The sequence below is a fragment of the Paenibacillus sp. CF095 genome (assembly GCF_900101225.1).
Lineage (GTDB): Bacteria > Bacillota > Bacilli > Paenibacillales > Paenibacillaceae > Paenibacillus.
Genome location: NZ_FMZN01000002.1, coordinates 702,886 through 723,066, shown reverse-complemented (window position 1 = coordinate 723,066; position 20,181 = coordinate 702,886). Strand labels below are relative to the sequence as shown.

17 protein-coding genes are annotated in these 20,181 nt (G+C 43.3%); all 17 read right to left on the bottom strand.

All coding sequences use genetic code 11. The features are described 5' to 3' along the window. Positions 1–408: 408 nt before the first annotated feature. Positions 409–2,913, bottom strand: coding sequence for a preprotein translocase subunit SecA (gene secA, locus BLS69_RS22390; protein WP_091036389.1), 2,505 nt, complete (start codon positions 2,911–2,913; stop codon positions 409–411). Positions 2,914–3,700: 787 nt separating this feature from the next. Then, positions 3,701–4,264, bottom strand: a complete 564-nt coding sequence (hpf, locus tag BLS69_RS22385) for a ribosome hibernation-promoting factor, HPF/YfiA family (protein ID WP_047840659.1) — start codon at positions 4,262–4,264, stop codon at positions 3,701–3,703. 421 nt (positions 4,265–4,685) lie between these two features. Beyond that, complete coding sequence (locus BLS69_RS22380) at positions 4,686–4,883, bottom strand: cold shock domain-containing protein (RefSeq protein WP_024631599.1); 198 nt, start codon at positions 4,881–4,883, stop codon at positions 4,686–4,688. A 394-nt stretch (positions 4,884–5,277) separates the two neighbouring features. Further along, a complete protein-coding gene (locus BLS69_RS22375) occupies positions 5,278–5,613 on the bottom strand; it encodes a flagellar protein FliT (RefSeq protein WP_091036386.1) in 336 nt (111 codons plus the stop codon). Then, a complete protein-coding gene (fliS, locus tag BLS69_RS22370; RefSeq protein ID WP_091036383.1) occupies positions 5,606–6,001 on the bottom strand; it encodes a flagellar export chaperone FliS in 396 nt (131 codons plus the stop codon). The genes BLS69_RS22375 and fliS overlap by 8 nt, the downstream gene beginning before the upstream one ends. A 29-nt stretch (positions 6,002–6,030) precedes the next feature. Continuing rightward, positions 6,031–7,581, bottom strand: coding sequence for a flagellar filament capping protein FliD (fliD, locus tag BLS69_RS22365; protein ID WP_091036380.1), 1,551 nt, complete (start codon positions 7,579–7,581; stop codon positions 6,031–6,033). Positions 7,582–7,618: 37 nt separating this feature from the next. Continuing rightward, positions 7,619–8,005, bottom strand: a complete 387-nt coding sequence (locus BLS69_RS22360) for a flagellar protein FlaG (RefSeq protein WP_091036377.1) — start codon at positions 8,003–8,005, stop codon at positions 7,619–7,621. A gap of 135 nt (positions 8,006–8,140) precedes the next feature. Then, entirely contained in the window at positions 8,141–9,826 is a 1,686-nt protein-coding gene (locus BLS69_RS22355) for a flagellin N-terminal helical domain-containing protein (protein ID WP_091036375.1), read from the bottom strand. Positions 9,827–9,972: 146 nt separating this feature from the next. Next, positions 9,973–10,218: a carbon storage regulator CsrA gene (csrA, locus tag BLS69_RS22350; protein ID WP_091036372.1), complete on the bottom strand. Its 246-nt coding sequence runs from the start codon at positions 10,216–10,218 to the stop codon at positions 9,973–9,975. A 1-nt stretch (position 10,219) separates the two neighbouring features. Further along, the gene (gene fliW / locus BLS69_RS22345; RefSeq protein ID WP_256332387.1) at positions 10,220–10,702 is read right to left on the bottom strand and encodes a flagellar assembly protein FliW; all 483 of its coding nucleotides are present in this window, start codon (positions 10,700–10,702) and stop codon (positions 10,220–10,222) included. A gap of 51 nt (positions 10,703–10,753) precedes the next feature. Further along, the gene (locus BLS69_RS22340) at positions 10,754–11,323 is read right to left on the bottom strand and encodes a DUF6470 family protein (RefSeq protein WP_091036369.1); all 570 of its coding nucleotides are present in this window, start codon (positions 11,321–11,323) and stop codon (positions 10,754–10,756) included. Between the two features lie 19 nt (positions 11,324–11,342). Beyond that, positions 11,343–12,263 (bottom strand): flagellar hook-associated protein FlgL, encoded by a 921-nt coding sequence (gene flgL, locus BLS69_RS22335; protein WP_091036367.1) that lies wholly within the window; start codon positions 12,261–12,263, stop codon positions 11,343–11,345. Positions 12,264–12,287: 24 nt separating this feature from the next. Continuing rightward, a complete protein-coding gene (flgK, locus tag BLS69_RS22330; RefSeq protein WP_091036364.1) occupies positions 12,288–13,841 on the bottom strand; it encodes a flagellar hook-associated protein FlgK in 1,554 nt (517 codons plus the stop codon). Positions 13,842–13,860: 19 nt separating this feature from the next. Next, on the bottom strand, positions 13,861–14,364 hold the full coding sequence (locus BLS69_RS22325; protein WP_076333996.1) for a flagellar protein FlgN: 504 nt from the start codon (positions 14,362–14,364) through the stop codon (positions 13,861–13,863). Positions 14,365–14,375: 11 nt separating this feature from the next. Further along, positions 14,376–14,660, bottom strand: coding sequence for a flagellar biosynthesis anti-sigma factor FlgM (gene flgM / locus BLS69_RS22320; protein ID WP_047840678.1), 285 nt, complete (start codon positions 14,658–14,660; stop codon positions 14,376–14,378). Between the two features lie 176 nt (positions 14,661–14,836). Then, positions 14,837–15,241, bottom strand: a complete 405-nt coding sequence (locus tag BLS69_RS22315) for a TIGR03826 family flagellar region protein (protein WP_091036363.1) — start codon at positions 15,239–15,241, stop codon at positions 14,837–14,839. Between the two features lie 148 nt (positions 15,242–15,389). After that, the gene (locus BLS69_RS22310; protein ID WP_091036360.1) at positions 15,390–19,901 is read right to left on the bottom strand and encodes a fibronectin type III domain-containing protein; all 4,512 of its coding nucleotides are present in this window, start codon (positions 19,899–19,901) and stop codon (positions 15,390–15,392) included. Positions 19,902–20,181 lie beyond the last annotated feature (280 nt).

Here is a 20,181-nt window from a genome sequence, read left to right as displayed (position 1 = left end):
CCCGCATCCAGGGTATTCCTCCAGATCAAGTATGCGATGCGTCACCCTGGTGTTGAGACAACTGTTGTATCAGTATATCTCTTCCCCGTGATCATGGTCATATTATTATAACTATGCACCATTAACCGGTTTTGCATCCTTCACTTCATCCTATGGAATACCCGGCTGCAAGGAGCCGTTCATGTCATGCTATATAAGTTGCCCTAGTAACTGTTACACCTGCAGTCCGATTACAGTAGCATCTTCCGATCGCTCTTATCCCCAGATTTTCTTGATCCCCTCTTACAAGGGGAAAATCCGAGGATAAAGGCGAACGCTCCGCTTCTTCAGATTGCTTCTGCACTCTCCGTTATGGTGTAAAATCAAGGTTCAACTTATTACACTAAAGTGTATATAAAAACCATCGTACTACTCTTGACCGTGGCAGTGTTTGAACTTCTTGCCACTACCGCATGGGCATGGATCGTTACGTCCGATTTGGTCAGAAACCTTCACTGGACGTTTCTCAGCAGGTTCACCGCTTGTCGAGATCTGACTTTCCTCAACAACTGCTTGACGCTCCTGATTGCTCTCGATCTGTGCTCTCATCACATAAGTCGCTACTTCTTCCTGAATCGAAGCGATCATCTGATGGAACATCTCGAAGCCTTCGAACTGGTACTCACGCAGTGGATCTGTACCGCCGTATGCGCGAAGGTGGATACCTTGACGCAATTGATCCATAGCATCAATATGATCCATCCACTTGCTGTCTACTGCACGAAGTACAACCACTTTCTCGAACTCACGAACCATATCTTCGCCAATTCGCTCTTCACGTGCGTTGTACTTGTTCTGAACTTTCGTGAACAGGAACTCGATGATTTCTTCTGCTTCCTTACCCCACAGATCATCTTTTGTTACCGAACCATCATCCAGCAATTTGCTGTTCATGTAATCGGCAACTTCCTGCAACTCCCAGTTTTCTGGAATATCGTCACCACAGTGAGCTTCAACGATACGTTCAATGGAAGGTTTGATCATATCCATAACGATCTGTTTAATATTTTCGGACTCCAGTACCTCGCGGCGCTGTTTATATATAATTTCACGTTGTTGGTTCATGACATCATCATATTGGAGAACGACTTTACGCACGTCAAAGTTGTTACCTTCAACACGTTTCTGCGCCGATTCTACTGCACGGGTAATCATCCGGCTCTCGATCGGTTGGTCTTCTTCAAAACCAAGGCGCTCCATCATGTTCAGTACATTGTCTGCACCGAAACGTCTCATCAATTCATCACCCAGTGACAGGTAGAATTGTGTTGAACCCGGGTCACCTTGACGTCCTGCACGACCACGCAGCTGATTATCAATCCGGCGTGATTCGTGACGCTCTGTACCGATAATATGAAGGCCGCCTACTTCAGCTACACCTTCACCCAAGATAATATCCGTACCCCGTCCAGCCATGTTGGTTGCAATCGTTACTGCACCCGCTTGACCAGCTCCTGAGATGATCTCTGCTTCTTCCGCATGGTACTTGGCGTTCAGTACCTGGTGTTTTACACCACGACGCTTAAGCATGTCAGACAGGCGTTCAGAGTTCTCGATGGATACTGTACCTACCAGAACCGGTTGATTCTTGCTGTGGCGTTCCACAATCTCTTCCACAACCGCTTTGAACTTGCCATCGATGCTCTTATACACGACATCTGCCATGTCATCCCGTTTGTTCGGACGGTTAGTTGGAATCTGCAGTACTTCGAGACCGTAGATTTTTTTGAACTCTTCTTCCTCGGTTTTCGCTGTACCCGTCATACCCGCAAGTTTACGGTACATCCGGAAATAGTTCTGGAAGGTAATCGTAGCAAGCGTCATGCTCTCGTTTTGTACTTCGATACCTTCTTTGGCTTCAATCGCCTGGTGCAATCCATCACTATAACGACGTCCAGACATCAGACGACCTGTGAATTCATCAACGATCATAACCTCTTCATCACTGACCACATAATCCACGTCACGACGCATGATTACGTTGGCTTTCAGGCCCTGTACGATGTGATGGTTGAGAGTAACGTTGGCATGATCATACAAGTTCTCGATACCAAATGCTTTCTCTGCTTTTGCCACGCCCGCCTCAGTCAACGCTACGGATTTCACCTTAATGTCTACCGTAAAGTCTTCTTCCGGCACCAAACGTTTCACAAAACGATCTGCTGCATAGTACATATCCGTCGATTTCTGAGCTTGTCCGGAGATAATGAGTGGCGTACGCGCCTCATCGACCAGGATGGAGTCTACTTCATCAATGATACAGAAGAACAATGGACGTTGTACCATTTGCTCCTTGTACAGCACCATGTTGTCACGCAGATAGTCAAAACCAAACTCGTTGTTCGTTCCGTACGTAATATCACATGCATATGCATGTTGTTTCAAAGCATGGTCCATACCGCTCAGGTTAACCCCTACCGTCATGCCCATGAATTCATAGATTTGTCCCATTTCCTGGCTATCCCGCTGTGCCAAATAGTCATTGACCGTGACCACGTGTACACCTTTGGACATCAATGCGTTCAGATATACCGGAAGTGTTCCTACCAGCGTTTTACCTTCACCCGTTTTCATCTCGGAAATACGGCCTTCATGCAGAGCGATACCGCCCAGCATCTGTACATCGTAGTGACGTTTGCCCAGTACACGGCGTGATGCCTCACGTACGGTTGCAAATGCCTCTGGAAGAAGCTCATCTGTTGTTTCTCCCTTTTCAATACGAGCACGGTATTCGTCCGTTTTACCTTTCAGTTGTTCATCAGACAACGCCTGAAATTGTGGTTCCAGTTTATTGATCACATCGACCGTCTTCATCAGACGTTTAACATCACGTTCATTCATGTCGCCGAAGATCTTTTTGACAAGTCCTAGCATGGTATACCCCTTTCGTGCAAAACAGAATAGACCCCCTGTTGCCGCCACGCGACACCATCGGATGGATGTTGCATCCACTTGCCCGGGGGTGACAAACAATATAAAAAGTAATATGGATGAATCAACTCCAGGCTTGCCAAGGGTTTCTCATGAAGCTGATTCGGTATTCAAACGGATTCGGTTATTAAAAACTAGCCGAAGCCCGAGCCTTGCGAATCATGTTCATGGTGCTGTGCCTGTCATTGATTATGATTAGCGATCATTCGTTGACAATTCCTCATCAGGACAATGATTCTCTTTGCATAAATTGTAACAGTTTGTAAGGGCCGCCGCAACACGCCACGGCACACTTCTTTGAACTTCTGAGCCATATCAAATGGAGTTTAAGTGCAAAAAATCATAGTCGTTAGCGGAAGCGTTCGATTGTCATGTTTCGTTTTGCAGGATAGACAGCCCTGTCAACGAATTTTGATGGTAAATTTGGATGGAAATCTCAATATCCAGTTCTCGAATGTAGGCGTACGAATATTTTCGTAAGCATCGGAATCTGGCAGTAAACTTTTACAGTTTGTGCTTCTTCTTACTATCTATTAGACGCAGCAGCATAGGGAATAGTTTCACCATTTTATTTCCAAAGATCATTTCCCAGCTCCTCTACGCACAAAAGAGCCCCATCCCCTAAGGGATGGAAGCTCTTGATAAATCTAATCCAGGAAACAATAGTCCCTGTGTTCATTATTATTAAATATTCATATACATGTTCAATCCGATGATCCTGTAAGTTAAATTAACCTTGTTCGATCAATCCGTACTTACCATCGTTCCGTTTGTACACAACGCTAACTTCTTCACTGTCAATGTTGGAGAATACGAAAAAATTGTGACCAACCATGTTCATTTGGAGTATGGCCTCTTCCACGTCCATTGGTTTCAACATAAAGCGTTTCGTCCGTACAACTTCCAGATCATCGTCATCCGTGTCCGCATCCAGTTCAGCTGTAGCTACAGTACCTGTTGGATCTTCAACGAAGAGTGTTTTCAGGCTACCTTCCTGGCGGAACTTACGGTTAATTTTTGTTTTGTGTTTGCGGATCTGACGTTCCAGCTTGTCCACCACGGAGTCAATAGATGCGTACATATCGTCGCTCTCATCCTCGGCGCGGAGCACAATGCCTTTCAAAGGGATCGTCACCTCTACCGTATGCAAACCTCTCGTCGTGCTCAATGTAACAGCACCGTCAGAGTTAAGGGGTGCATCGAAATACTTCTCGAGTCTACTCAACTTTTTGTCGACATAATCCTTCAAAGCATCAGTAACCTCGATTTGTTGACCTCGAATACTTAAATTCATAGGGCACTCCTCCTTTTTCCTTTGCCACTTCATTATAACACGAATGTAAGCGCCATGTAAAAACTCCCGGTGACCGAATAATGACATCTGTTCAAGCCACATCTGCCAACGTAGGCATAACGCCATATTTCGCGATATTTCATCATATTCAGCCATAATCGAATATTTACATGGTATGAATTATTAGGCGCTTGATGATGTAATTAACCCATTTTGAGCTTGCTCAATCTAATATGTAAAATGAACTTCAATCTATCTCTTGAATCTATTAAATTCACTAGAATAATGTGTCTAGGATGATCCTCAAATCTCGAATCTGTTAAAACAAAAAAAGACCCCGGAAAGTACCGGAGTCTGATGCTAGCGATAATTCAATTTGGTAACCATCTAACCATATATGTAGGTCGGATTGTCCGGATGATTATAATTTGATTACGTTAGCTGCTTGCGGTCCACGTGCGCCTTCGACGATGTCGAATTCTACGGATTGACCTTCTTCCAAAGTTTTGAATCCTTCGGATTGAATTGCGGAGAAATGTACGAATACGTCGCCGCCATCTTCAGTCTCAATGAAACCGTAACCTTTTTCTGCGTTGAACCATTTTACTTTACCTTGCATGCACTAACATTCCCTTCGTCATCAAATGAAGTGAAGCTTTCGGCCTTAACCTCTGCCCACAATTCAGATAATACCACCCAAAGTTATCCATTGTCAATTGGAAAAGTAAATGTTTTCTTGGAATTTTTTGTAGATTAATTGGGGTTTGTGTTGAAAGGTGGGATAACTTGAATATATCAGGTAATTGGAGAGTTAGTAAGTCTATTTTTGATGTATTAATGATAGGCGATTGGATGAGAGGCTACTGTTCAGATAACGAGGACTAGATACAATTTGCGTTTTTACTCCTTTATAATTTAGAATCTTTTAGAAAAATTAAAAAAAAGATAAGTCAATAGAAAAGGACATAAAATATCCCTCACAGGTATCTTACATCCTTCTATATTATTATTATTTAATATCTTTTTGTGTCTACAATAATACTGTCCACTGCGTAAGACGTCTCATATGCATTCTTCTGTACTTTAGCCTGTTTGCGTTGAATGAGCCAGTCTTTAGCTTCGATCTTCAAGCTGTTCATGCGCATCAGAATGGTTTGATCATTATCCATAATCTTCTTAAGCCTTGCTTGTTGAGACATTGAAGCTTCACGCTGATCCTGCTTTAACATAGAATCGATAATGTTCTGACGCTTGTCCACAAATAGTTCCAATTCATCTGAACTCACTTCATCAATCTGAAGCATGATATCTTGCGTTAGCTGCTCTAGCTCTTTAATCAAATCATCCATGAACGGCTCCAAGTTCAGATGAGGATACCATTTTGCTTGCCTGAACCCAGGTCTCTTTCAACTCTTTCAAATAACCCAGAGCTTCCTCAGCTGGCTCAGCAGTTTTCTTCGTATTAGCATCAATAAGAAGAAAATTAATATATTCGTACAAAGCATTAAGATTCTCTGCAATATCAGAAGAGCGATCCAATGTAACTGATAACTCGCTAACAATGGTTTGTGCTTTTCCAAGATTCAGACTAACCTTCTGATAATCCTTGGCACCCAATCCATCAATCGCTGTCCGTACAAAACGAATAGCTCCATCATACAACATTATCAACAACTGACCCGGTGAAGAGGTCTGAACGGACGACTGACGATATTGATCATATGGAGACTTAATCATATTTACACCCTTTCAATCTTTAAGTTAACTTAGCTGGAGAAGAAACTGGATAAGCTTGAAGCCTGACTTTGATACTTGCTCATTGCCGTCTCCATAGCTGTGAATTGTTTGTAGTAACGATTCTCAAGAGCTGTTAGGCGTTTTTCAAGTGCTGAAATCTCTTTGTTATATCCTTTTAACTCCCTACCCATAATACTTTCTTCTTTATAGATACTGTTAAGATCCCCACTAAATTTGGTTGTACCCGCACGTGTTGCGATTTTATCCATTGTCTTATCAAAATCATCATACAGTTTTCCAAAAATTGAGTCTTTAACACCTGTGCCTGTTCCTTGAAATAGATCAGCTACTTGTTGGGGATTGTTCAAGACTGCTTCCTTAAACTTGGCTTCATCCAGAATCAATTTTCCACCTTCAAAGTATTTACCACCCGTGATCCCGATATTACTGAGCTGTCCCATATTCTCGCCCATAATATTACGCATCTTGGAGACAAGATCTGCAAGGATATCATCATTTTTTAATAAACCACTCTTTGCTTTCTCTTCCCATAACTTAATATCACTTTCGGTCATGCTCTTTCTCTGTTCGTCAGTTAGAGGTTGAAAGCTACGGTATTTCTCCTCTCCAACCTTCGTGTTAAGCAGTGTCAACATCTTATTGTAATCATCCACAAAAGCCTTCATGGAATCCAAAGCCTTCTGAGGATCACTTTGCGTTGAGATTGTAAAAGGGTTGTCAGATATTATATTATTACTTGCATCCCTTGTTACAGTAACAGCGAGCAAGTTCATTTGCACGCCATTATACGTAATAATATTACTTTCAGGACGAGGATCTTTTAATTCAACACCATTAATTTTAACTATAGCATCTGTTCCTGTAACCGGTGTGAATGCTTGAGTTTTGTCGGTTTTGAAAACATCAAGCAGTGAATTGGCTGCCGGATCTAATGTCCCAATACTGACTTCACCTTTACTACCAAGTGTCTTAGAAGCAATGGAGAGCTTACCCGTAAGCTCATCAAAAGTAGCCGTAACTTTTAAATCCGACGCACTATTGATTTTTGCAACAACGGAGGAAATCGAATCTGAACCCTTAAATGTAAGTTCTTGCCCGTTATTTATTTTAATTTTATATTCTTCTTTATTATCAGCTTCCGTAATGGAAGAGTTACTAGTACCAAATTTAACACCTTTAACCAACTCCGCAAGCGATTGAGATGCCTTATAACCGAGACCAACCCCATCCGTCTCTCCCTTGGTTGCTGTCGCCAATGCCTCAACACTTATCTTCATTGGGATACCATTTGCCGCAGAAGTCGCATCTACTCTAACCGCATCCGTATTCCCTGTTACAATCGCTTTCTGTGTATTAAGGGCTGCAGACTGTCTGTATGTCTGTTGTAGTTTGGTATTTCGGAATTCATACATTTTACTGTTCAATTCCCGATAACTATCACGTTGCCACTCCATCAGTGTTTTTTTCTGATTCAATTTATCCAAAGGAGCTCGTTTGGCTGTCATAAGTTCCTTGACCATACTATCGATGTCCATACCGGAAAATCCATTAATACGCATAAATTCACTCCTCGCTCGTTAGAATATTTTTTAACCTTTATACTTTCTCGTCGATCAGGATGCCCGCTATTTCCATCATCTTGGCTACCAAATCCAATGTCTTCTCAGGTGGAATCTCCCGAAGCACTTCTCCCGTTTCCTTGTTAAGCACCTTGACCATAATATCATGTGTCTTCTCGTGGATGCTGATGTCCAGCGTTGTCTCCGGACCTTGTAGTGCTTTCACTGCTCGGTCAATATTGCGGATCAGCAGTTCTTCTCCCACAGATAGATTTACACCCTGCTTTTCTTTGCTATAGGCTTCTTTCGCTGTCCTGATGTTTACTGTGTCGGTTCCCGCTTGAGAAGCGCCTGCCGGGTGCTGCACCTCTATAGCAGGATTACTTGCAGATGAGGCAGCAGATAAGGAAAATTGAATGTTCACCCTTGAACGACCTCCAACTATTTCGCATTTATAGTATATATCGGCGTATCGCCTGTCCAGCTTTAGGAAATATGTAAAATCTAATAAAAAAACCTTGGATCAGAGATCCAAGGTTTAAGAAGTAACAAGATAGAATTAACGAAGCAATTGCAGAACGCCTTGTGGTTGTTGGTTAGCTTGAGCCAACATTGCTTGAGCTGCTTGAGCCAAGATGTTGTTTTTCGTTTGGCTCATCATTTCTTTAGCCATGTCAACGTCACGGATACGGGATTCAGCAGCTGTCAAGTTCTCGGAAGCCGTTCCCAAGTTGTTGATTGTGTGCTCCAAACGGTTTTGAACAGCACCCAATTTAGCGCGTTCGCTGGAAACCAGGGAAGTTGCTTTGTCCAAGATGTTGATTGCTTTGGAAGCATCTTCACGAGTGGAGATATTCAGAGCTGCTTCAGCTTTGATATCATTCGTTCCGTTAGTAACGGAGTTCTCTTTCGTGAAACCAGCTTGTCCAGCGTTACCTGTAATACCCAGGGCAGCGGAACGAACATCATTGATTGTCAAGGACATAGATTGACCAGTGTTAGCACCGATTTGGAACTTCGTAGAGAAGCCTACGCCTTGTGCTCCAGCGCCTACAACTTGATCAATATTGCCGATAGCTGTCATATCACCTGCTGTAGTAAATGCCAATCCAGTCGCACCAGCAAGTGGCGTGTTTGTACCATCAGCAATACTGATATCTTTACCTGTTTCGGAAATGAACTGAACTTTGTTATCTTCCGAAAGTGAAGCAGTTACCTTGGAATCAAGACCAGCTTTTTGCAACGCAGCATTGAGATCCTTAATGAAATCTTGTCTAGCAGCATTAGCCACATTTTTATCGGTATTGTTCGTATCGTAAACCTTAGGATCTGTACCTTCGTTAAGTTTAACCTCAACTTCACTATCAGTTCCAACTGTAACTTTAAAAGTACTTCCAGCAGCGATTGAAGTGGCACCACCAGCACCAAGTGCAGCAGTAGCTTGAAGTCCAGCACGTTCTACAGTAGAAGGAGAGCCTGTGTTAGTGTCAGTTGCTGCTGTAATCCCCAGAGCTGCATCGTCTGCACTAAAGGAGATAGAACTAGAAGTTCCTGTAGATTTCGCAGTGAAAACGAGTGAACCAGCACCATCAGTCGTGATGTCTACCAAATCTGACAATTTAGTTCCACCTGATGTTTTGTTTCCAAGTTCAGTTGCAGCAGCCTTAGCACCAGCTTCATCTGCAGTAGCAACAGTTACCCCACTAATATCAAAAGTAACATTGTCAACTGTAAGTTTAGTAGTAGAAGTTGCAGCAGTAACTGCACCACTTGCAGTTACTGTAGCACTAGTTGCTTGAGTCAATTTACCACTCTCGCCTGAACCAATACCACCGTTAAGCAATTTTTGAGTATTGAACTCAGTTGTGTTACCGATACGGTTGATCTCGGAAGTCAGTTGGTTCATTTCGTCTTGCAGAGCTTGACGATCGGAATCAGTGTTTGTTCCGTTCGCGGATTGGTTGGAAAGCTCACGCATACGTTGCAGGATGGAGTGAGTTTCGTTCAATGCACCCTCAGCTGTTTGGATCAAAGAGATACCATCTTGAGCGTTACGGGAAGCTTGGTCCAAACCACGGATTTGGCCGCGCATTTTTTCGGAAATTGCCAAACCTGCAGCATCGTCACCAGCACGGTTGATGCGAAGACCGGAAGACAATTTTTCGATATTTTTGTTAGTGTTAGCAGTGTTTGCAGACAGTTGACGGTGTGTGTTCAACGCCGCGATATTATGGTTGATAATCATTAGAGTATTTCCTCCCTGAAGATAAATTAGTTCCACATCCATGTGGTAAACGCCGCGACATTAAGGTCGGCCGCCCTGCCGAAGCAGCGTCTAAATTATATATCGACGGAAGGTGAACAACTGTTTATAGCAAATTGGAATATTTTTTAATCTTTTTTTATTCCGTTATTTCTAAGACGCTCCATAAAGGCCTCAACATTGGCTGCAAGTGGTGTTGCAGACTCTCTGTTTGCTTCCTGAATAGAGGCATAGACCTCCTGACGAAAGATATCAATATGTTTGGGTGCAGATATCCCGATACGCACAGTATCTCCCTCAACTGCAAGTACCGTCACTTCGATGTGGTCCTGAATGATAATAGACTCGCCCTTTTTTCGCGATAATACCAGCATCTCACACCCCGCCCTTCACGGATTTAGCTTCTTCGTCTTCTGACCAGATCAGATGGCGCGTCTCATAGATCGACTGATGGAGTATAACTTGCTTACCTAGACGCTTTTTGGGATTGAGCACAACAGGTGCAAGTAGGTTCATTGTGGAATTATTCGTCTGGGAATGAATTGTGACCAGAGAGTATACTGATACTTGCTCTGCAATCTCCAATTCTTGCTTATCCACTTCGCTTAATTCAAAACTATAATCCGCAACAAATGTGAATGGACTTACCAATAAGAAAGACAAATCCTTTTCTCGAACAGATTGTAAATAACTAAAAGGCGTGTCTTCCCATGGGATTAGCGCAAACTCAGTCTCCTCATCAAATCCAGGTAACCCTTTTGGAAATTGATATATGTCTTTCTCCTGAACCTCTACTTCTCCCCACATGCTTGTCTGAATATGAATAATAAACGCCTCCTTGGCGATGAATTTATACAAAAAGAGCCATAGAGGGCTGCGTCCGAGACCGTCTATAGCTCACATTATAACTTATAACTCCATATCTATGGCTGGTGGAGTGTATTGCACTGATGCGTACTGTTTTACATAAATGTCCAGTTTGCCTCTCTGATACTCAATTTCTGGCTTATTCACGATGACGTTCATCTCAGAGACCGCCGGATCATAGCTAATATCTGGAGGTCTTGTGTTGATACGAATATCCACATTATCAAACGAAGCAGGGGTTCTCGTCTCCGGAAAAGGTTGCGGCTTCCAGTCGGTACCCACAATATTAGCAATCGTATTTCCCGGTTTATGAATAGCTGCTAACTGATTACCCTGTTCTACACGTGAAGCTATATTTTGCAGAAAATTCTGTTGGATCCCCGAATAGATACGAGCGTTCATATCAATCATGTTGCCACCGGTATATGCAGAGAATGCCTTGCTTTGATCAACGTTCAGCTCAATTGGATGGCTTTGTACAGTCAGTTTTGCAGGTTTGGTATGAAGTTGAACCTCCGCCTTAGGCTGACGAATGGAGTACTGTCCAGGGTCAGCATCCATGTTTAAAATAGATGGCGTAGTTCGAATCTGAACAACAGGAAGAGTGTTCATAACATGGCTCCTCCTTATATTATCTCAGGAAGTCCACCAGAGATGGCGAGATGATTTTGGCACCTGCTGAAAGAGAAGCATTATAGATATTTTCTTGAATTTTAGATTGCAAAGATAGTTCTGCGTAATCCGCATCTTCCACCTTAGATTGCAGATCTGTCAGATTAATACCGAGATCTTCCAAGCGCCCCATCATCAAGTCAACACGGTTAGTCTTTGCTCCAATTTCGGATCGAATCGACAACATTTTACCCATTCTACTATCGATGTTATCCAACTGATCAGATAGCTCTTTCTGATCACCTTCAGTTAAAGCTTGCATAATGGTATTCATGATGACAAAAAGATTGTCTTCTTCCGTCTCTGTTCCAAATACTTCATTACCACTCACATTAATAGGCAATTGAACACTTTCACCTACAATGAAGTTAATCTTCCCTTTATCCGTAACAACAGAGGCAGCATTCGTTGTATCCAACGTACCATCAGGATTTGCAGGGAAATCGTACGGTTTCACATCATATGTCTCACCATTGAAAACATATTTGCCGTTAAGCTTACTATTGGAGATATCAATCAACTGTTCATTAAGTTGTTTTACCTCTTCTTTAATGCTATCTAGAGCAGACTGTGGGTTCGTTCCAGTCGAAGCTTGTACCGTCAACTCACGTAGACGCTGCACAACATTCCCCGCCTGATTCATAACCGTATCATTAAACTCAAGCCATGATATAGCACTGTCTACGTTTTTCTGATATTGATCATTCGATGAAAGTTCTGCACGATAACGAAGGGAGTAAGTAATCCCTACCGGATCGTCTGAAGGTTTGTTGATCTTGCGACCTGTTGCCAGTTGGGTCTGGGTGTTGTTCATCTGCTGTGCGTTCCGGTTTAAGTTCAAAAGTAGCTGTGAACTGAGCATATTATTCGTTATTCTCATGGTCTGATATGTCACTCCCTTCTATTATCTGCCTACTGTCCCAGTAGAGTTAATTAACTTATCAAGTAATTCATCATATGTCGTCATAAATCGAGCAGATGCATTATATGCATGCTGGAACTTGATCATATTGGACATCTCTTCATCCAAAGATACGCCACTCACGGATTGACGACGGGTGTCCACTTGCTCCACAAGAAACTCCGAGTTGGATGTCTGACGTGCAGCTTCCTGAGATTGTACCCCCAGTTGTCCCACAATGGCACTGAATTGTGCACCGATTGTTGCATTACGTAAACCGTCTGCAGATTTCATCGGTGTATCTTTCAGATTCGCCAGCAAGATAGCAAGTGTATTGTTACCTTTGATAACAGTCTCTGTACCAGAAGCATCCGATGTGCGGAGTGAAGTCGCAATCTTATTCGGATCAGCCAAAATCTCTGCGTTCAATGAGATATTGCCGGCTGTAATGGCTGTTCCACCACCCGCTGCTGTAAAGAATGGGACTCCTCCAGAGTTAGTTCCATCCATGCTGTATCCAAGCTGATGCAGACCGTTCAGTCCTTTGACCGTAACCTTCAAGTCTGTAGCGAGTGTGCGTGCTGCACCTGTGTATGTAACACCATCCAGTACAGTATTGTCTGGCAAGACCGAACCGGCAGGAAGAGTAATTTCAATATCTCCGTTAGCAAGGGTATTCGCCAAGTCGTCCATTTGTTTCCGGTAATCACTTACCAATGTATCTCTGGACTTAATCATGCCATGAACTTCACCATTGGTGAGTGTGCCCGCAGTATATGCATCATTCAGAAAAGCAGGATCTGCCGCCACTTGTACTGCTCCGCCTGTAACAAGTGCCTGTCCATTCATCTGGATCTGGTATCCTTGTTGAGAATCAGTAACCGTAATATTCATGATTTTGGACAGTTTATCCGTCATCAGATCACGTTGGTCACGCAAATCGTTGGCATTGTCGCCAAGAGACTCAATTTTCACAATTGCACTATTAAGGTTCGCAATGTTACCTAGGTAACCCTGGATTTCATTACTTTTCACAGCGATGTTACTATCCAAATCCTGACTGAGTGCATCCAATTGGCGGCTAATCTGATTCATCGCATCCGTAAGAGCGAGTGTGGTTTCCTTGACAATCCGGCGTGCCGTAACGTCCTCAGGATTCTTACTCAGATCCGACCATGATTTGTAGAAGTTATCCATAACCGTCCGAAAACCGGTATCCGATGGCTCGTTGACAATAGCTTCAAGTTTCTCAAGTGTATCTCGTTGAATGGACCAACTCCCGAAGTTGGTGTTTTCATTACGATATTGGTCGTCCAGGAATTTCTCGCGCACACGTGTAATGGAGTCGAACTCTACCCCTGTACCGAGTTGTCCTGGTGTTGTGCTATGCAGAAATGCGAACGGCTCCATTGGAATGGATGCCTGCATGTTCACCTTTTGGCGTGAGTACCCTTCCGTGTTGGCATTGGCTACGTTATGACCTGTTGTGCTAAGAGCTGTCGTCTGTGTGAACAAACTGCGTTTAGCCGTTTCGATTGAATGAAATGTAGATGTCACCTGGTTTCCCCCTAATTAATCAGGCACGCGTGTCAAACAGACCGATTCGCCCTGGATTGCCGTTCTTATCAGCAGGATGCTGATATGTGGCATCCTGTTCTGGCCGAGAAGCAAAGATGTCCATTGAAAGATCAATAAACATCAACGATTGCTCGATCAGCTTTTGATTCAGTTGATTGATTTCCTTTAACTCTTGCAGTGTTCCCGCCAGCTTCTTCTGGACTTCAAGCAATCGCTGTTTGTCAGCCGGATCAAAAATCAGCTTCGAGATCTCCGTAATGTTCAGGTTCAGCATGGACTTGATCCCACGCTCCTGAAGCAATTCGTGAACTGCGCTCTGCCGTTCAATCTCCAATGGCTCTTGTTGTTTCATGAAACGGGATTCTTTGTTCAGAACGGCAATGAGTTCATCCACATCGTTTTTGACAATGACCTGTCTCTTGACCTCGCTGAGTGCCAGCATATCGCGGTGACTTTGTTCCATTTGCTGCAAAACTGCAATTAATCTGTCCAGTGCTGCCATTACGTGATCACCTATTCCTTATCAAAAGACTTAAAATACGGTAGCAATTTGTCAGCAAGCTTGCTGCTATCTACCTGATACGTTCCCGAACTCACCTGTTCTTTGAGTTCCTGTATCCGTTGTATGCGTCCTGCATCCTGTGTACGACTTTGTTCCTCAAGCATCTTCATCGCCTCCGGAGAAATGGATACCTCGTCCTTACGGCGGCTCTTCTTGGCATCAGCCTGCTGATTGGATTCAACGTTCCTTTGATATGAATTGATTGCTCCAATTCTACTCGGTTCATTGATTTTCATTCAAAATACACTTCCTTCCACGTTAGAATTTTACATTGATATACGTTTTTCTTACTTTATCTTTATGTTATCGAGATGATTAGGATAATAAAAAAAACCGATAATCTTTAATAAGTTTATCGGTACGTTTCAAAACATTTGTTATAGCAAAACATGTATTTGAGCCCTCGCTCCTATTAATCGCGTAGTTTGTCGAGAGCATTGTAGGTTCGTCCGCCTATATTGCCGTTATCCTTCTGACCTACATCGCGAGCTGCACTAGCCAAGTCTTTCGTTAGACGATTACGGCAAGAGTCACACATATGACCTTCACGAATCAATGTTCCGCATACTTCACAAGGATACATCATATTCGGGGCATTTTCGATGGAAATCCGTCCCTCACGGATGAACTTGGTAATGGTTTTGATCGAAACATCTGTTGCATCAGATAGTTCCTGTATATTGGTGCCTTTGTTTTCGCGCAAATAATCTACACAGATCTGATATTCCTGTTCCATTTCTTTAATACAATTCGAGCATACATCTCGAAAATTCAACGCATATAATTTACCACAGCGAGGACAATTACCTAGATTCATCGCTAAAACGCCCCTCTCAAACTTCCATTTCCGAATAGATAATAACTATACATTACCTTATTTTCTCTGATGAAGCCATAGTCTATTTACAAAACAAAAAGGGGAACAGGATGCACATATATGCAACCCCGCTCCCCCTTATGCATTACTAATTCAATGTTCTAATACTTAGTACAGAAGACCATATGCTTGTGTTCTGATCATTGAATGCCCGAATACGATATTTATGCAAACTGGACGGTAACAAGTCGGAATGAATAAACGTTGCATTACTGACAGTCGCCACAATTTGCCCGTCGGCTTCAATTTCGTAAGACGAAGCTCCCTCAATAGCGTCCCAATTCAGAATAACGTTTGTTCTGTCCGAAGTTCCTTTCAGCACAGGTGTAGTTAATTGAGTCATTCCACTTATACTCTCACTCCAAGCTCCTGCACCAGAAGCATTTTTAGCACGAATTCGGAAGGTATGTTCTGTATTTGGTGCAAGTCCGCTCTTCGTATAAGCAACTCCACTCACGGCAACCACCGTACCATCAATCTCCAGATCATACCCTGTAGCTCCAGATACAGCAGTCCATCTCAGCGCGATAGCCGCTGTGGTTGCTGAGTTAATACTCAAACCTGAGACACTGGCAGGTAACGTATTTTGGGACAACATTGCTGTCCATGCACTCACATTAGTGTCGGTCAGGGCACGAACACGGTATTTATGCGCCGTCCCACCAAGTAATCCATTATGGACATACAAGGGATCACTCACCGTAGCAACCAATATGCCATCTGCCTCAATCTCATATTTTGTTGCGCCAACAACTTCATTCCATGTCAGCGTAACTGCCGTTTCTTCAGGTACAGCTTTCAGCGTTGTTGGTACATTTAATTGGGTCGAAGCGGTTACGAACTCACTCCAGTTACCCATGCCAGCAGCATTCTTCGCACGAATACGGAAGTTATGGTCTGTATTGGCTAGAAGACCACTTTTCGTATAAGCAGATCCACTTACAGAAATTACAACACCGTCAATTTCCAAATCGTAAGCGGTGGCGCCTGTAACAGGGCTCCATTTCAATGAAATAGCAACAGGTGTAGCGGTATTTAACATGAAACCGTTAACGGAAGCAGGGATGGTATTTTGCGTCAGCACTGCTGTCCATGCACTTGTGTTTTCACCTTTTAAAGCGCGAACTCTATACTTGTGTGCCGTTCCGGGCAATAAACCATCGTGTGTATATACTGGCTCACTAACTATGCCAACAATTGTACCATCGGCTTCAACTTCATACGCGGTCATATCTTCTACATCCGCCCATGATAGATTAATTGCCGTTTCTCCCGATGTTGCCTTTAATACAGGTGTATTCAAAAGAGTCATACCACTGATCAGATTGCTCCAGACTCCCACACCTGCCGCGTTCTTTGAACGAATACGGAAGGTGTGCTCAGTATTCGCTGCAAGACCACTCTTCGTATAGGAAACTCCAGTAACTGGAACAACGGTGCCATCAATTTCTAGGTCATAACCTGTTGCCCCGGTTACTGCTGTCCATTTTAGAGTAATGCCCACATTCGTAACAGAACTAATATTAAATCCCGCAACTGAAGCAGGTATCGTACTTTGCGTCAGCATAGCAGTCCATACACTCGTATTGGTATCCGTTAGAGCACGTATACGATACTTGTGTGCTGTTCCTGGTAACAATCCATTATGTGAGTATACCGGATCGCTAACTGTGGCAATCACTGCACCATCTGCTTCAATTTCATAAGTGGTTGCATCTGCTACATCAGCCCATGTGAGGTTGATTGCAGTCTCTTCCGATGTCACTTTCAAAACGGGTGTGTTCAACTGCGTTGTTCCACTGATCAACTCACTCCATGTACCTACACCGGCGGCATTTTTCGAGCGAATACGGAAGGTGTGATCTGTGTTTGTTGCAAGACCACTCTTCGTATACGCTACTCCCGTTACTGGGACAACGGTACCGTCGATCTCCAGATCATATCCCGTTGCACCTGTAACTGCTGTCCACTTCAATGCAATAGCCACGTTCGTTATCGAACTAATGGTCAATCCTGTCACTGAAGCAGGAATCGTGCTTTGCGTCAGAATTGCTGTCCATGCACTTGTATTAGTCTCGGCTACCGCACGAATGCGATATTTATGGGCTGTTCCTGGAAGCAGTGTTGTATGGGTAAAGCTAGGTTCCCCTACTGTTGCCACTACTGCTCCATCCGCCTCAATCTCATACTTCGTTGCGTCTGCTACATCAGCCCACGTGAGGTTGATTGCAGTTTCTTCTGATGCTGCTTTTAATACCGGTGTATTCAAAAGTGTCGTTCCATTGATCAAGTCACTCCATGCCCCTACACCGGCGGCATTCTTCGAACGAATACGGAAGGTGTGATCTGTGTTTGCTCCAAGACCACTCTTTGTATAGGCTACACCCGTCACTGGGACAACGGTACCATCAATCTCCAGATCATATCCCGTCGCTCCAGTCACTGCTGTCCACCTCAATGCAATGGCTACATTCGTAGCCGAGCTAACCGTTAAGCCTGTAACTGATGCAGGTATAGTACTCTGCGTCAGAATTGCTGTCCATGCACTTGTATTGGTATCCGTCAACGCACGAATGCGATACTTATGGGCAGTTCCTGGCAGCAGCGCTGCATGGCTATAGTTAGGCTCTTCTACTGTTGCCACTACCGCTCCGTCCGCCTCAACCTCGTATGTAGTCGCATCTGCTACATCGGCCCAAGTCAGGTTGATATTCGTTTCTTCTGATGCCGCCTTTAATACAGGTGTATTCAACAGTGTCGTTGTACTGAGCGGATCACTCCAATCACCCACACCTGCAGCATTTTTCGAACGAATACGGAAGGTGTGTTCTGTATTTGCTGCAAGGCTACTCTTTGTGTAGGCTACGCCAGTAACAGCTACAATTGTACCGTCAATCTCCAAATCATATCCTGTCGCTCCTGTCACTGCTGTCCATTTCAGACCAATAGCTGCATTAGTGACCGAGTTTATTGCGAGATTCGAAACAGGACCAGGGAGTGTACTTTGGGACAAAATTGCAGTCCATGCACTTGTATTCGTATCATTCAAAGCTCGTACACGATATTTATGAAGTGTCCCTGGTGATAGATCAGTGTGTGTATAAGCCGGATCTACAACAATTCCTACGTTAACTCCATCAGCTTCAACCTCATAAGAGGTAGCCCCCTCAATTGCAGGCCATGCCAAAAACATATCTTCTTGCGAAGAAATCCCTTTAATAACAGGCGTACTTAGAAGTGTCGAAACAGTTAGCATGTCAGTCCACTTACCTACGCCGCCTGCATTTTTAGATCTCAATCGAAATGTGTGCTCGGTATTGGGCGTAAGAGCCGTCTTGCTGTATGTTGTACCAGAGACCGGAACAACGACCCCATCAACCTCCAGTTCATATCCACTAGAACCTTTAATTGCAGTCCAGCTTAAAGAGATTTTATTGAATGTATTTTCTGTAATTTTCAAACCACTTGCTGAGTCAGGTACAACAAGTTGCGTAGCCGTTCTACTCCAGTTGCTCTCATTATCTGAAGATACTGCTTTTAACGCATAGGTATGACTGGAATTGGCCTCCAAACCAACGTGTTCGTAATTAGTTACATTACCCAGATCAATTGGGGCTCCACCATCAATCTGTAGTTGATATCCATTGGCATGATTAATTGCAGCCCACTCTACTATATTTTTCCCTTCTTCAGAGCTCGTGGAGATAACAGGTTCGTTAAGCAGTGTTTTGATATTAAAAACGCTACTCCATTCACTTTTGCCTATAGAATTTATAGCACGTATTTTGTAAGAGTAATTTTTGTTAGGAATGAGTACGGCATCATCCAAGCTCGTACCATAATAAGGCCCCATTAAAATACCATCACGCTCAATTTCATACTGTACAGCTTCCTGTGCATGATCCCAGCGAATATGAGTCGTGTTTTCACTTGAGTTACCCGTTATATTCGAAGGCACAGAGGGTACATTATTAATCGGTAACGGATTTACCTCCTGTTTGGTAAAAGAAGCGGGTTCAGCTTTACGTGTATAGTACGGATTAAGTTCAGAGTAAAAATCTACAACTTCCCCCGTATCTGCGTTTACAACCAAACTCAACTGTCTTACATCATAATCATATACATCAATTGGCGTTAGTTGACCTAGCACATTATAGTGTGTGATCGTCCATTCGCCAACTTGGTTATACGGTTGTCTGTACGTCATCTCAGTAGCAATCTCACGAACTTGGCTTAAATCAATGAGAAAAGCATTGTCGATCTGTCCAGCATATTTGGATGTATACGATCCAAAACTTATATTCGTAATATCACTTGGGAAACCCAGGATAGACTGCATTCTGGTGAACGAATAACCTGTTGATGAAATATTGTAGGATCTCGCCCAACTCAGTTTAACTGATTTTTGGTTCACCTGTAGCTGGCCGTTGTTGTTGGTCATTACATATTGGTAATCATTACTTGATGAGACTATCCCGCTTCCTACCGCTGCATGTGCCCGGTTCCCCCCGTACACGCCAAACTGTCCGAATACCAGCATGAATACTAGTAGACGGACAGTCCATAAGTAAAATCCATTTTTTCTTTTTCCTGCGACCACTTTTGTTCTCCCCTTCAAAAAGATATGTTGTGCCAGTCCCTGTGCTGTCACCTGTGGTGAACGGCAAAACTATCTATTCTGCGCGAGAAAACCAATTCCTCTTTTTTACATGTAAAAAATTTCTTATTGCGCTTTCATTTATAATTTCATCAAACAACTATATTCCATATGGTATAAATACGAAAACAGGAATTCGCAAATGTGAAATTATTAATACAGGAACACATTTTCCTATCTACTTGAAGGTAAAGCGTAGGTTGTGTATGCAGGGAGACTTGAG